The organism is Streptomyces sp. NBC_01017 (genome assembly GCF_045162795.1).
Lineage (GTDB): Bacteria > Actinomycetota > Actinomycetes > Streptomycetales > Streptomycetaceae > Streptomyces > Streptomyces machairae.
Map to the genome: position 1 here is coordinate 3,358,418 of NZ_CP108683.1, position 13,163 is coordinate 3,371,580.

A 13,163-nucleotide genomic window follows, 5' to 3' on the forward strand; every position below is an offset into this window, starting at 1 on the left:
ATTCGGACAGGTACACAGTGCGTGCACGCGCGCGAGTGCACCAAGGAAGTCACGCTGATGGACGATGACGCCGTCAAGTGGGTTCCGGTTGCTCGCGGCTTCCGTTATCCAGCCGGTACGCGCCCAGGTCGCAAGTGCTACGACACGTGTCCGATTGCTATCGGATCGTGATGCTCAGATTCACCTCAGAACTAATGACGCAGGTCGGATACGGTTACTACTGTCCTCCGAAACCGAGGAGGACGGAGCCTGAGAGCGATGACCGAAGTATCGGTGGCCAAGGAAGATGCGGCCGCGACCGGCGACCTGGTCGTCCTGAAGAACGTGAACAAGCACTTTGGCGCGTTGCACGTGCTCCAGGACATCGACCTGACGATCGCCCGCGGTGAGGTCGTCGTGGTCATCGGACCCTCCGGGTCCGGCAAGTCCACCCTGTGCCGCACCATCAACCGCCTCGAGACGATCGACTCCGGCGCGATCGCCATCGACGGCAAGCCGCTGCCCGCTGAGGGCAAGGCGCTTGCCAAGCTGCGTGCCGACGTCGGAATGGTCTTCCAGTCCTTCAACCTTTTCGCGCACAAGACCGTGCTCGAGAACGTGATGCTGGGACAGATCAAGGTCCGTAAGACCGACAAGAAGGCCGCCGAGGAGAAGGCCCGCGCCCTGCTCGACCGGGTGGGTGTGGCCAGCCAGGCGGACAAGTACCCAGCCCAGCTCTCCGGCGGCCAGCAGCAGCGTGTGGCCATCGCCCGAGCGCTGGCGATGGACCCCAAGGTCATGCTCTTCGACGAGCCGACGTCGGCTCTCGACCCGGAGATGATCAACGAGGTCCTGGAGGTCATGCAGCAGCTCGCCCGGGACGGCATGACCATGATCGTCGTCACCCATGAGATGGGCTTCGCCCGTTCGGCCGCCAATCGAGTGGTGTTCATGGCAGACGGCAAGATCGTCGAAGAAGCTGTGCCGGACCAGTTCTTCAGCAACCCGCGCAGCGACCGCGCCAAGGACTTCCTGTCCAAGATCCTGCACCACTGACGGATCCCGCCCCACTGACGGACTGCGTCACGCAGCCGACGACCTGCGTCAACCGCCGCACCTGACGGCACGCATCTCTTCATCACGCAAAGGATGTTCACCATGAAGCTCCGCAAGGCCTCCGCCGCGGCCGCCGCTGCCGTCGTCCTCGCTCTCACCGCCACCGCTTGTGGTGGTGACGGCGACAGCGACAGCGGGTCGGGTTCCGGGGGCGGCGACAAGATCAAGATCGGCATTAAGTACGACCAGCCGGGTCTCGGTCTGAAGGAGCCCGACGGTTCCTTCTCCGGCTTCGACGTCGACGTCGCGACGTACGTGGCGAAGGAGCTCGGCTACGAGCCCGACCAGATCGAGTTCGTCGAGACGAAGAGCGCCGACCGTGAGAACGCGCTCGCCCGTGGCGACGTGAAGCTCATCGCGGCCACCTACTCGATCACCGACGAGCGCAAGCAGAAGGTCGACTTCGCCGGCCCGTACCTGCTGGCCCACCAGGACCTGCTGGTCAAGTCCGACTCGAAGATCACCGAGGCCACCGACCTCAACGGCGAGAACCTGTGCTCGGTGGTCGGCTCGACCTCGGCGCAGAACGTCAAGAAGGACTTCGCCCCGAAGGCCAACCTCAAGGAGAACGGCACCTACTCGGAGTGCATCGCCGGCCTGCAGAGCGGCGCCGTGGACGCCCTGACCACTGACGACTCGATCCTCGCCGGCTACGCCGCGCAGGAGCAGTACAAGGGCAAGTTCAAGCTCGCCGGCCTGAAGCTGAGCAACGAGAACTACGGCATCGGTGTGAAGAAGGGCGACACCGAGACCGTCAACAAGGTCAACGCCGCCCTCGAGAAGATGGTCAGCGACAAGTCCTGGGACAAGGCGGTCGCGGACAACTTCGGTCCGGCCAACTACAAGAACGAGCCGGCGCCGAAGATCGGCGTCATCGTCCAGTAGCGCAAGGGTCCACCGGCACGCCGCCGTCCACCGCGATCAGGGCGGCGGCGCGCCGCGCTATCCACGTACGCCACCCACCCGGAAGCGCGGGAGATCGTGTTCGATTTTCTTTCTGACTACAACGACCCGACCCTGCTGGGTGCCTTCTGGATGACGGTGAAGCTCACCCTCATCTCCGGCCTGGGCTCCCTGATCTGGGGCACGCTCCTGGCCGCGATGCGGGTCAGCCCGGTCCCGCTCATGCGCGGGTTCGGCACGGCCTACGTCAACATCGTCCGGAACATCCCCCTGACGGTCATCATCATCTTCACCTCGCTCGGCCTCGCCGACATCTTCGGCGTGACGATGGGCGCCACCGACTTCAAGGTCCAGGGCTTCCGCCTGGCGATCCTCGGTCTCGTCGCCTACACCGCGGCCTTCGTCTGCGAGGCGATTCGTTCCGGCATCAACACTGTGCCGCTCGGCCAGGCCGAGGCGGCCCGTGCCATCGGGCTCACCTTCAGCCAGACCCTCCGGTTGGTCATTCTGCCGCAGGCCTTCCGCTCGGTCATCGGCCCGCTGGCCAACGTGTTGATCGCCCTGACCAAGAACACCACCGTGGCGGCCGCGATCGGCGTGGCCGAGGCCGCCTACCTGATGAAGGAAATGATCGAGAACGAGGCTCAGACGCTGCTCATCGGCGCGGTCTTCGCCTTCGGTTTCGTGGTACTGACCCTGCCCACCGGCCTCTTCTTCGGTTGGCTGAGCAAGCGACTGGCGGTGAAGCGATGACCTCCGTTCTCTACGACGCACCAGGCCCCCGCGCCAAGCGCCGCAATGTGCTCATCTCGGTGGTCTTCTTCGCCCTGCTCGCCCTGCTGGTGTGGTTCCTCTGGGACGCCATGGACGAAAAGGGTCAGCTGGAGTGGGCCCTGTGGAAGCCGTTCACCGAGTCGCAGGCCTGGACCACGTATCTGCTGCCAGGTCTCGCCGACACGCTGAAGGCCGCGGCACTGGCCATGGTGATCGCCCTTCCGCTGGGCGCCTTCTTCGGTATCGCGCGCCTCTCCGACCACCGGTGGGTGCGGCTTCCGGCCGCCTGGGTGGTCGAGTTCTTCCGGGCGATCCCGGTCCTGCTGCTGATGTTGTTCGCCAACGAGTTCTACGACCGCTGGACGAACGTCACCAGTGAACAGCGGCCCCTCTACGCGGTCGTCACCGGCCTGGTGCTTTACAACGCGTCCGTCCTCGCCGAGGTCGTACGGGCCGGCATCCTCTCCCTGCCCAAGGGCCAGTCGGAAGCCGCCATGGCGGTCGGCCTCCGCAAGGGCCAGACGATGAGGACCATCCTGCTGCCGCAGGCCGTCACCGCCATGCTGCCGGCCATCGTCAGCCAGCTCGTGGTCATCGTGAAGGACACCGCGCTGGGCGGCGTGATGATCGGGTTCACCGAACTACTGAACTCGCGTGCGACCCTGGCATCCTTCTATGCCAACCCGATCGCCAGCTTCATCGTGGTGGCGATCATCTACATCGTCCTCAACTTCATCCTCACCAGCTTCGCGAGCTGGCTGGAGAAGAGGCTGCGGCGCAGCAAGAAGAGCACGGGCGCGGTCCTCAGTGCTGAGGACATGGAGGAGCTCAACCCGGCGGCGGTCGGCGGCTCCTTCGGGACCGGCGCCGAAGGCGGCGGCCTCCCGGGCGGCAGGACCTACACCTGACGAACAATCAAATAGCACGAACAGCACGGAGGGCAGTGGCATGATCGCCACTGCCCTCCGTCACTTGACGCAAGCACCGGCAATGGGTTGCATACGTTCTGTGATCGTGCACCCTGCTCCAACTTTCTGTTCACTTGCGTCCCTCGGGACACCGCTGCGGGCAGGGGGCGCCGCGCCGTGGACCCGGTGATCATCGTCGGAGCGGGGCCCGTGGGGCTCACGCTCGCCCTGGCGCTGGCCCGTCAGGAAGTGCCGTCCGTCGTCCTCGACGAGGGGCCCGGCAAGGACGAACCCCGCCTCGCGCGGTCAGTCGTCCTGCGCGAGGACACCACCGCCCTCGTGGAGCGCCTGACGGGGGTGCCCATCGGCGAGGCCGGCACCCGCTGGGCCGGATGGCGGGCGATGCGGCGCAAGCAGGTGATGCGCGAGGTCACGTTCGACGACGCGGCGAACGGGCCCGAGGGCGTCACGAACCCCGCCCCCCTGCACATCGCCCAGCACGTGCTGACCGGTGCCCTGCGCACGGCCCTCGAAGGCGAACCGCTCGTCAAGATCGCCGTGGACAGCCGCCTGGACGCCGTCGAGCAGGAGCCGTCGGGCGTCACCGCCCACACGCGCGGCCCGAAGGGCACTTGGTGGCGGGGCAGTTACCTGGTCGGCTGCGACGGCCCGCGCTCGACCGTGCGCAAACTCCAGGACATCCGCTTTCCCGGCCGTACGGCCGTGGAGCGACACGCCGTGGCTGCAATGCGCGCGGAACTTCCGTGGGACGGTCAGGCGTTGCTTCATCGGATGCCGCCGTGGCGGATGTCCGGACCTTCGGCCGGGGAGGTCACCGGACGCCCGCTCCCGGACGGGGTGTGGCGCCTGGACTGGCTGCTGCCGCCGGGCAAGGACCTGGTCACGCCCGAGCTGTTGGTGGCTCGCATCCGGGAGACGCTCGCCGGCTGGACCGGCGGGCCGACACCGCCGTACGAGCTCCTCGACACCGGAGTTCACACGGTCCACCACCGGCTGGCCCGCCGCTGGCGCGTGGGTCGCGTCTTTCTCGCCGGGGACGCGGCGCACTGCCTCGGCACGCTCGGCACCCATGGTCTCGACGAGGGGCTGCGGGACGCCGACAACCTCGCCTGGAAGCTGGCACCGGCCTGGCACCACGGGCCGCACGAGGCACTGCTCGACAGCTACCAGGCGGAGCGGCGCGCCGTCGTCGCCGCCCGGTTGCGTGCCGCGGACCAGGCGCTGCCGCTGCTGCGTGGCGGCGGTGGGCTGCGTGCCTACGTCCCCGGCTCGGCCCGGGGTCATGACGCGCTGCTGATGGACGGCCACCTGGGGCACGGCTCCATCGGTGCGCTGGGGACGTACGCCGGGTCGCCGCTCGCGCCCGGGCCCCTGGAGGGCGAGGTCCCGGTGGACACGCCGCGCGGTGCACCGGTCGTGGACGTGCGCGTCACGGCGGAGGACGGTTCCTTCGTACAACTGCGCGACCGACTCGGGCGCGGCGCGCTGCTGGTCCTGCTGATCGCGCCGGGCACGGGCGTCTGGGAGCGCAAGCACTGGGCGACCGCCGGGATCATGCCTCGGCTGGCGGCCGCGGTGACGGCACTGCCGTACCGAGCCGAGTTGCTGGTCGCGGAGGCCTATCCGGGAGCGGCCGCGCACTCGGTCCTGCTGGTGCGGCCCGACGGTCATCTGGTGACGGCATTGAGCGGGGTGCGACCGACCGATCTGTACGCGGCGGCCGAGGCAGCGCTGGGCGGACCGGTCAAGGCACCGGCCGGGGCGGCGGAGGCGGAAGCCGGGACCGCGGCGGCGGAAGCCGGGGCTACGGCCGGCTCGCGCTGACGTCGAAGAGAACTCGCTTGACCCGGCCGTAGAGAACCGACCTCGCCGGAAGGCAGCACTCACTGTCACTGTGCGGTCCGCATAGTGACAGTGAGTTGACCGGTCCGCACCGGCGTGGTGTACTCCGGATCGTGACCGACACCTGTGTACGCCTGTGGCGGAGGGTCCATATGGACCTCGTCCGCTATGCGGGCTGCGTGTGTCGCCCGTCCTGCTGAACTCGCATCCCCTTTCCCGCGCGCGCCACTGCTGACTCTCTCGCCTGTGCTGTCGCGCGCTCTTCGCGAACTCTCTTCAGGACGGTGCCCGTGTCCGTACCCTCTGCCGCCTCCCCCACCGCCGTCGCCGCGTCCGAGCCCGGCGCCAAGCCAAAATCCGCGTCGGCTCCTGCGCAGGTTTCCGCGCCGGGCTCCGCGCCGACCCAGGCGGACCTTCTCGACTTCGTACGGCGTACGGCGGCCGACACCGAGTTGGTCGCCTCGCTCCCGCTCGACCCCGAGGGCCGTACCTGGGTACGGCTCGAGGGTCCAGGCGGCAGCGAGGCCTGGTTGATCGGCTGGCCGCCCGGGACGGGTACCGGCTGGCACGACCACGCCGACTCGGCAGGGGCCTTCGTGACGGCGGCCGGTGAGCTCAAGGAGAACTCGCTCGCCGTCCGGCTGCCCGCCGACGGCTGGAAGACGCTGGAACTGACGGACGACGTCGACCGGGAACGGCGGCTGCCCGCCGGAAAGGGCCGCTCCTTCGGCCACCACCATGTGCACGAGGTGCTCAACGAGTCCCCCGACCAGCATGCGATCTCGGTTCACGCCTACCACCCACCCCTGCCGCAGATCCGCCGCTTCAGCCGCAGCGGGCCGATCCTGCGCCTGGAGCAGGTGGAACGCCCGGAGGACTGGCAGTGAGCGGAGTGGCCGGAAGCGAACCTGTGGTGCACGGTTCGAGCGAACGGCAGGTTGGCAGCGGTGAGTTGAAGGCAAGAGCCGCGGGCGGTGTGAGTGAGTTCCCGGTCGGTGGGGGCGAGTGGGAGACAGGCGTGAGTGACGTGGTTGGACGCGGCGTGGACGAACGGCCCCTGGGCATCGACGAGTTGCTGGAGCGGGTGCGCGCGGGCTACGAGCGGACCGAGCCTCGGGAGGCGTACGAGGCTGCTCAGGGCGGCGAGGCTCTGCTGGTCGACATACGGTACGCGGCCCTGCGGGAGCGGGACGGTCTGATCCCCGGCGCCCTGGTCGTCGAGCGCAACGAACTGGAGTGGCGGCTCGACCCGCAGGGCAGCCACCGCGCCCCCGAGGCCACCGGTCACGACCTGCGGGTCGTGGTGATCTGCAACGAGGGCTACGCGTCCAGCCTGGCGGCCGAGTCGCTACGGCGACTGGGGCTGAGCCGGGCCACCGACCTGGTCGGCGGGTTCCAGGCGTGGCGGGCGGCTGGGCTTCCGGTGACGTCGGGGCCAGGGGCGGACGTCTAGGTCGGCGGTCCCGGCCCGAACGCGATGGGCGCCCCCGCGCGTCCACCGTGTCCGGCGCCGGAATCCCGCGGTCGCGGACCCTCGCCCACGTCCGGGTCCTCTGCCGGGGTCAGAACCCCTCACCCTCGAGGAACTCCGTGTCCTCGCCCTCCGCCTCCAGCGCCTGCCGGACCACCCGGAGGGCCATGCCCTCGGGATAGCCCTTGCGAGCGAGCATGCCCGCGAGGCGGCGCAGGCGTTTGTCGCGGTCGAGCCCGCGCGTGGAACGCAGCTTGCGGGCGACGAGTTCGCGTGCGGTCGTCTCTTCCTGCTCGGAGTCGAGCTGGGAAACGGCCGCGTCGATCAGTGTGGAGTCGACGCCCTTGGTGCGCAGTTCCTGGGCGAGCGCGCGTCTGGCGAGACCCCGGCCGTGATGCCGGGACTCCACCCAGGCATCCGCGAACGCACTGTCGTTGATGAGGCCGACCTCCTCGAACCGCGAGAGCACCTCCTCTGCGGCCTCGTCCGGGATCTCCCGCTTGCGCAGGGCGTCCGCGAGTTGCTTCCGCGTCCGCGGGGTCCCGGTGAGCAGGCGTAGGCAGATCGCCCGCGCCCGCTCCACCGGGTCCGCCGGGAGGTCCCCCTTCTCGGCCCTCGACGAGGAGGGGGCGCCTCCGTCTTCACCGGGCGACTCCCCGAAGCCGCGCCGACGGCGCCCACGCCCTCCGGCTGAGCCGCCCTCACCACGCATCCTGCGGCCACCCCGGCGCGAGCCGCCACCGGCGTATCCACCGCCGTCCGCCGAGCCGCCCTCCGGCCGCTCGCTGCTGCCCTGGATGCCGTCTCCCGGCCAGTCACCACCGCCCGGCATGCCCTCGCTCGGCCCGTCGTACGGCCTCTTCGTGCCGTACGACGACGCACTGCCGTATCCCCCGAAACCGCCCCGAGCGCTTTCTCCGTCGTAGCTACCCCGGTCCATGTCTCCCCCGTGGCCGTCGCCGCCCCTCCCCCGCTCATGCGGAACGTCGGGGTGGGCGGACTCGGCACAGTCGGTTCGCCACGCTTTTGAATCAGGCACCGTACGGATCAGCTCTTGGCTGCCGCGGCCTTGGTCTTGGCCGTCTTGGCCGCCGCCGGAGCGGGCACCGTCTTCGCGGCGTCGTCCGGGGTGGCGGCAACCGCGGCGTCCGCGCCCGGCTCGGCGGCCGGCTCCTCGGGCCGCACGCCGACGCCCAGCTTCTCCTTGATCTTCTTCTCGATCTCGTTGGCCAGGTCGGGGTTGTCCTTCAGGAAGTTACGCGCGTTCTCCTTGCCCTGGCCGAGCTGGTCGCCCTCGTACGTGTACCAGGCGCCGGCCTTGCGGACGAAGCCGTTCTCCACGCCCATGTCGATCAGGCCGCCCTCGCGGCTGATGCCCTGGCCGTAGAGGATGTCGAACTCGGCCTGCTTGAAGGGCGGGGCGACCTTGTTCTTGACGACCTTGACACGGGTGCGGTTGCCGACCGCGTCCGTGCCGTCCTTCAGGGTCTCGATGCGGCGGATGTCGAGTCGCACCGAGGCGTAGAACTTCAGTGCCCGGCCACCGGTCGTGGTCTCCGGGGAGCCGAACATCACGCCGATCTTCTCGCGGAGCTGGTTGATGAAGATCGCGGTGGTCTTCGACTGGTTGAGCGCGCTGGTGATCTTCCGTAGGGCCTGGCTCATCAGTCGGGCCTGCAGACCGACGTGACTGTCGCCCATCTCGCCCTCGATCTCCGCGCGGGGGACGAGCGCGGCGACGGAGTCGATGACGATGAGGTCGAGGGCGCCGGAGCGGACCAGCATGTCCACGATCTCCAGGGCCTGCTCGCCGTTGTCGGGCTGCGAGAGGATCAGGTTGTCGATGTCGACGCCGAGCTTCTTCGCGTACTCGGGGTCGAGGGCGTGCTCCGCGTCCACGAAGGCGACCTGACCGCCGGCCTTCTGCGCGTTGGCCACCGCGTGCAGGGTCAGCGTGGTCTTACCGGAGGATTCCGGTCCGTACACCTCCACCACGCGGCCGCGCGGCAGGCCACCGACGCCGAGGGCGACGTCGAGCGCGGTCGACCCGGTGGGGATGACCTCGATGGGCTCGTTCGGCCGCTCGCCCAGGCGCATGACCGCGCCCTTGCCGAACTGTCGTTCAATCTGTGCGAGCGCGGCGTCCAGGGCCTTCTCGCGGTCGGTTCCTGCCATGGGTTCCACCCGATTTGCTTGAGTCGATCGCTTCACGTCAAAGACGCTAACGCCTGCCACTGACAATGGGCCCCGACGCCCGTCCGGCCTGTGGATAACTCGGTCACTTCTCCACCGAAACCCTGGCGAAATGCCCGCCGAGCGCCTCTCCGATGCCTCCATCAGAATGGATGTTCGATTTTCGTGTCAAGCGCACCACACGGCACCTACGAGACTACGTCCGCGGCCTGACACCGCCCCGGATTCCCGGCGGGCAGCCCGCTCCCCGGGGCGGATGGCCCGGCCGCCGTCCCGGCGACACGGCCCATGCTCCTGCCTACCGCGCCTGGCGACGGCGGCCCCGCGAGGACGCCGCGGGCGTCAGCTCCTCCTCAGGAGGAGTTCTCCCCGGGGTCCTCCGTCTTCGCCCCTGGCTCGGCCGCTCCCGGCCGCGGGGCCCACAGCGCCTGTGCGCGGGCGACCAGACCCCGCCCCGCTCCCCGCCCCCAGTGGTGCCCGTGCACCCGGGGGTCGTCGGTGACGTCGTACCGCTTCACGTACGCCCCCAAGAACGCCTGCAGAGTGGCGACCGCCGGGATAGCGATCAGCGCGCCGACCGCGCCGAGGAGGGCGGTACCCGCGACGACCGAGCCGAAGGCGACCGCCGGGTGGATGTCGACGGTCTTCGAGGTCAGCTTGGGCTGCAGCACATAGTTCTCGAACTGCTGGTAGACCACGACGAAGATCAGCACCCACAGCGCGTACCAGGGATCGACCGTGAAGGCGATCAGCATGGGCAGGGCGCCCGCGAGATACGTGCCGATGGTGGGGATGAACTGCGAGACCAGGCCGACCCAGACCGCGAGCACGGGCGCGTACGGCACGTCCAGGCTCGCCAGCAGGATGTAGTGGGCTACGCCGGAGACGAGCGCCATAAGGCCGCGCGAGTACAGGTAACCGCCGGTCTTGGTGACGGCGATCTCCCACGCGCGCAGCACCTCGGCCTGCCTGGCGGGCGGCAGTACGGAGCACAGCGCGCGGCGCAGTCGCGGGCCGTCCGCGGCGAAGTAGAACGAGAACAGCGTGATCGTCAGCAGCTGGAAGAGACCGCCGAGGACCTGGGCGGACACGTCCAGGACGCCCGTGGCGCTGTTCTGTACGTAGTTGCGCAGCCAGTCGGAACGGAGCAGGCCCTCCTGGACGTCCACGCGGCGCAGGTCGGTGTTGAAGTGCGCGTTGATCCAGTTGATGACGGAGTCGAGGTAGTTCGGGAAATCCTCGACGATCTTGATGATCTGGCCCGCGAGCATGGAACCCAGCAGCGTCACGAACCCGGCGGACACGATGATCACAGCGAGGAAGACGATGCCGGTGGCCAGTCCGCGGCGCATGCCGCGCGCGGCCATCCAACTCACTGCGGGCTCGATGGCGAGAGCCAGGAAGAACGCGATGAGGACGTTGATCAACAGTCCGGTGAGCTGGTGAAACGCCCAGCTGCCCAGCTGGAACGCGCCGACGAGCGCCAGTGCGAGCACCATGGCACGCGGCAGCCAACGAGGCATACGGGCGTTCGATTCGGTGCCGCCCTCGCCCGGTGGGGAGGTCGGCGGCGTCGTGCCGAACGGGGATCCGTGCCGGGCGAGCTGCCCGGTCTCGTCAGTGCGTGCCACGGAGCAAGTGTCGCCCACGCCACCGACAAACGGCTTCGGTCCTGCGATCTTCGTGGCCGGTCAGCGCTTCTCACCCGGAACGTTCATGACGGTACACACCACACGCCACACGTCCTTCGCCTCCCAGCCGGTGTTCAGCGCCTCGTGCACCGTGCGCCCGCCGAGCTCCGTCATCACGTGGTCGCGCGCGAAGGTGTCGGCGTATCCCGGACCGAAGTGATCCGCCATCCGCTCCCAGAAGACCGTCAACCGCATGCGTCCAGTATCCCGCCCCTGAGAGTGGGCCTGCGCCGGGACCACTTGTCGAGACCGCTTTCCGCCCTACGGTCTGACGCATGCCCGAAACAGGAGCTTCCGCACTCCCCCCGACGCCCTCGACGCGCTCCCCGCTCTTCCGCGCCGAGCAGTTCGTCTGGCTCAGCGCGCGCGTGCTCGAGCAGCGTCTCTTCGCGCACCACTTCCTGAACGGTGCCGCCGACCCGGTGGAGACCGCGCTGGACGCCTATCGCAACGAGGACGGCGGGTACGGCCACGCGCTGGAGCCCGATCTGCGCGGCCCGGTCAGCCAGCCGCTGCACACCGGTCACGCCCTGCACATCCTGGACGCCATCGAGCGCTGCGGCGGACAGCGCGTGGATCGCGTCTGCCGCTACCTCACCTCGGTCTCCACGCCGGACGGCGCCCTCCCGGCGATCCATCCCGGCCAGCGCGGCTACCCCGCGGCTCCCTTCATGCCGATCGTGGACGATGCTCGCAGCTCGCTCCTGGCCACCGGACCGGTCGTCGGACTGCTGCACCGCAACGAGGTGTGGCACGCCTGGCTGTTCCGGGCCACGGACTTCTGCTGGCAGGCGGTCGAATCCCTGGAGAAGTCCCATCCGTACGAGATCGAGGCTGCCGTGGCCTTCCTGGACTCCGTTCCCGACCGCCCGCGCGCGCAGGCGGCCGCCGACCGCTTGGGCCGCCTTGTGCGCGAACAGCGCCTGGTGGCACTGGAGCCGAACAGCCTCGACGCGTACCCGCCCTCCCCCGACTACGCCCCCGGCGAGCACCGCTTCCCGCACGACTACGCGCGGACACCGCGCTCCTTCGCGCGCGCGTGGTTCACCGACGACGAGATGAGCCGCTCCCTCGACCACCTCGCCGGCGAGCAGCAGGAGGACGGCGGCTGGCCGATCCACCGGCGTCAGTGGGCGCCCGGCATCGCCTCCGAGGCCCGTCCCATGGTGACGCTGGAGGCCTTGCGCACGCTCAGGGCATACGGCCGCCACATCGGCTGACGAGCCTCACCCTCCCATGGCGCGCACCCCTGCCGTCACCAGCACGGCCGCCGCGACGACAAGCAGGAACGGAGCCCGCAGGACGAGCGCCACAGCCGCCGCTGCGACTCCGGCCACCCTCGCGTCCAGTACCAGCGCCTGCCCGTCACCGAACGTCTGCTGAGCCGTGAGGGCGGCAAGGAGGGCGACGGGCAACAGGGCGGCAAGACGCCGTACGAGAGGCCTCTCCAGAGCACCCGCCGGCACGAGCAGCCCGACGAGCTTGACGCCGTAGCAGCCGAGGGCGGTGACGCCGATCGCAATCCAGGTGTTCACAGCTCCCCCTCCTGCACGTCTCCCCGACGCCGCCCCTGCGCCCACACCACGACCGGCGCCGCAAGGGCGGCAACCAGCACGGGCACGCCTGCAGGCAGAACAGGCAACAACCCGAGCCCCAGCACCACAGCCAGGCCGGCGACAGCCCGCTCGGTCGCGGACTTCAGCATCGGGGCGAGCAACGCCAGAAAGACGGCAGGCCCGGCCGCATCCAGCCCCCAGGCGTCGGTGTCCCCCATGGCCTCCGCCCCGAGCGCACCGAGCAACGTGGTGAGGTTCCACAGCACGTACAGACTGAGCCCCGTCACCACGAACCCGATCCGCGCACTGCGCCGAGTCGGCTGCGCCAGCGCTACTGCCGCCGTCTCGTCGATCACCCACTGCGCCGCGAACGGCCGCACCGCGCGCGTGAGGCTCAGCAACTGCGACAACCGCAACCCATAGAAGGCATTACGCACGCCAAGGAAGAACGCACCGGCGGCCGCGGTCCACGGACCACCTCCGGCAGCTAGCGCCCCGACCAGCGCGAACTGCGACGCCCCCGTGAACACCAGCAGGCTGAGCGCACAGGTCTGCAAGAGCGTGAGCCCACCACCGGCCGACGTCACCCCAAAGGCGAACCCGGACAAACCAACGGCGACTCCAACGCCCAGGGCGTCCCGTACAACGACCCTGTCGGCCTTGCCTCCGTCGACACGGAGGTCTTCAAGAGCTTTCTGTTCTGACACAC

Annotated in this window: 15 protein-coding genes; 9 read left to right on the forward strand and 6 right to left on the reverse strand. The window is 69.3% G+C overall.

Annotated features, from left to right (window positions below):
- Positions 1-258 precede the first annotated feature (258 nt).
- The 8 genes from OG331_RS15315 to OG331_RS15350 all read left to right on the forward strand — a co-directional run bounded on the left by OG331_RS15315 (position 259) and on the right by OG331_RS15350 (position 6,996).
- The gene (locus OG331_RS15315) at positions 259-1,035 is read left to right on the forward strand and encodes an amino acid ABC transporter ATP-binding protein (RefSeq protein WP_406196318.1); all 777 of its coding nucleotides are present in this window, start codon (positions 259-261) and stop codon (positions 1,033-1,035) included.
- A 102-nt stretch (positions 1,036-1,137) separates the two neighbouring features.
- Entirely contained in the window at positions 1,138-1,980 is an 843-nt protein-coding gene (locus tag OG331_RS15320) for a glutamate ABC transporter substrate-binding protein (protein WP_406196321.1), read from the forward strand.
- 96 nt (positions 1,981-2,076) lie between these two features.
- Positions 2,077-2,751 carry an amino acid ABC transporter permease gene (locus tag OG331_RS15325; RefSeq protein WP_406196324.1) on the forward strand — a complete coding sequence of 225 codons (675 nt, stop codon included), beginning with the start codon at positions 2,077-2,079 and terminating at the stop codon, positions 2,749-2,751.
- Complete coding sequence (locus OG331_RS15330; RefSeq protein ID WP_406196326.1) at positions 2,748-3,680, forward strand: amino acid ABC transporter permease; 933 nt, start codon at positions 2,748-2,750, stop codon at positions 3,678-3,680. Before OG331_RS15325 ends, OG331_RS15330 begins: the two co-directional genes overlap by 4 nt.
- A gap of 177 nt (positions 3,681-3,857) precedes the next feature.
- On the forward strand, positions 3,858-5,525 hold the full coding sequence (locus OG331_RS15335) for an FAD-dependent monooxygenase (RefSeq protein WP_406196328.1): 1,668 nt from the start codon (positions 3,858-3,860) through the stop codon (positions 5,523-5,525).
- A gap of 131 nt (positions 5,526-5,656) precedes the next feature.
- Positions 5,657-5,743 (forward strand): putative leader peptide, encoded by an 87-nt coding sequence (locus OG331_RS15340; protein WP_313960178.1) that lies wholly within the window; start codon positions 5,657-5,659, stop codon positions 5,741-5,743.
- A gap of 90 nt (positions 5,744-5,833) precedes the next feature.
- Complete coding sequence (locus tag OG331_RS15345; RefSeq protein ID WP_406196330.1) at positions 5,834-6,430, forward strand: cysteine dioxygenase; 597 nt, start codon at positions 5,834-5,836, stop codon at positions 6,428-6,430.
- Between the two features lie 131 nt (positions 6,431-6,561).
- On the forward strand, positions 6,562-6,996 hold the full coding sequence (locus OG331_RS15350) for a rhodanese-like domain-containing protein (RefSeq protein WP_406196332.1): 435 nt from the start codon (positions 6,562-6,564) through the stop codon (positions 6,994-6,996).
- A 109-nt stretch (positions 6,997-7,105) separates the two neighbouring features.
- Here the strand turns inward: OG331_RS15350 and recX are convergent, their stop codons facing one another.
- The 4 genes from recX to OG331_RS15370 form a co-directional block, all read right to left on the reverse strand.
- The gene (recX, locus tag OG331_RS15355) at positions 7,106-7,846 is read right to left on the reverse strand and encodes a recombination regulator RecX (RefSeq protein ID WP_406210044.1); all 741 of its coding nucleotides are present in this window, start codon (positions 7,844-7,846) and stop codon (positions 7,106-7,108) included.
- Positions 7,847-8,061: 215 nt separating this feature from the next.
- A complete protein-coding gene (gene recA, locus OG331_RS15360; protein WP_406196335.1) occupies positions 8,062-9,189 on the reverse strand; it encodes a recombinase RecA in 1,128 nt (375 codons plus the stop codon).
- Between the two features lie 371 nt (positions 9,190-9,560).
- Positions 9,561-10,838 (reverse strand): AI-2E family transporter, encoded by a 1,278-nt coding sequence (locus OG331_RS15365; RefSeq protein WP_406196337.1) that lies wholly within the window; start codon positions 10,836-10,838, stop codon positions 9,561-9,563.
- 60 nt (positions 10,839-10,898) lie between these two features.
- On the reverse strand, positions 10,899-11,093 hold the full coding sequence (locus tag OG331_RS15370) for a DUF3046 domain-containing protein (RefSeq protein WP_406196340.1): 195 nt from the start codon (positions 11,091-11,093) through the stop codon (positions 10,899-10,901).
- Positions 11,094-11,173: 80 nt separating this feature from the next.
- On the opposite strand from OG331_RS15370, the gene OG331_RS15375 reads away from it, so the two are divergent.
- A complete protein-coding gene (locus OG331_RS15375; RefSeq protein WP_406196343.1) occupies positions 11,174-12,118 on the forward strand; it encodes a hypothetical protein in 945 nt (314 codons plus the stop codon).
- A 6-nt stretch (positions 12,119-12,124) separates the two neighbouring features.
- On the opposite strand, the gene OG331_RS15380 is transcribed toward OG331_RS15375, so the two are convergent.
- Together OG331_RS15380 and OG331_RS15385 are read right to left on the reverse strand one after the other, a co-directional pair.
- Positions 12,125-12,433, reverse strand: a complete 309-nt coding sequence (locus tag OG331_RS15380; RefSeq protein WP_328878800.1) for an AzlD domain-containing protein — start codon at positions 12,431-12,433, stop codon at positions 12,125-12,127.
- Complete coding sequence (locus tag OG331_RS15385; protein WP_406196345.1) at positions 12,430-13,161, reverse strand: AzlC family ABC transporter permease; 732 nt, start codon at positions 13,159-13,161, stop codon at positions 12,430-12,432. The genes OG331_RS15380 and OG331_RS15385 overlap by 4 nt, the downstream gene beginning before the upstream one ends.
- Positions 13,162-13,163: the final 2 nt, after the last annotated feature.

Bases quoted from the DNA above. Each gene is read 5' to 3' on its own strand.
- recA (WP_406196335.1), bottom strand. From the start codon at position 9,189: ATGGCAGGAACCGACCGCGAGAAGGCCCTGGACGCCGCGCTCGCACAG.
- OG331_RS15375 (WP_406196343.1), top strand. From the start codon at position 11,174: ATGCCCGAAACAGGAGCTTCCGCACTCCCCCCGACGCCCTCGACGCGC.
- recX (WP_406210044.1), bottom strand. From the start codon at position 7,846: ATGCCGGGCGGTGGTGACTGGCCGGGAGACGGCATCCAGGGCAGCAGC.
- OG331_RS15330 (WP_406196326.1), top strand. From the start codon at position 2,748: ATGACCTCCGTTCTCTACGACGCACCAGGCCCCCGCGCCAAGCGCCGC.
- OG331_RS15315 (WP_406196318.1), top strand. From the start codon at position 259: ATGACCGAAGTATCGGTGGCCAAGGAAGATGCGGCCGCGACCGGCGAC.
- OG331_RS15320 (WP_406196321.1), top strand. From the start codon at position 1,138: ATGAAGCTCCGCAAGGCCTCCGCCGCGGCCGCCGCTGCCGTCGTCCTC.
- OG331_RS15370 (WP_406196340.1), bottom strand. From the start codon at position 11,093: ATGCGGTTGACGGTCTTCTGGGAGCGGATGGCGGATCACTTCGGTCCG.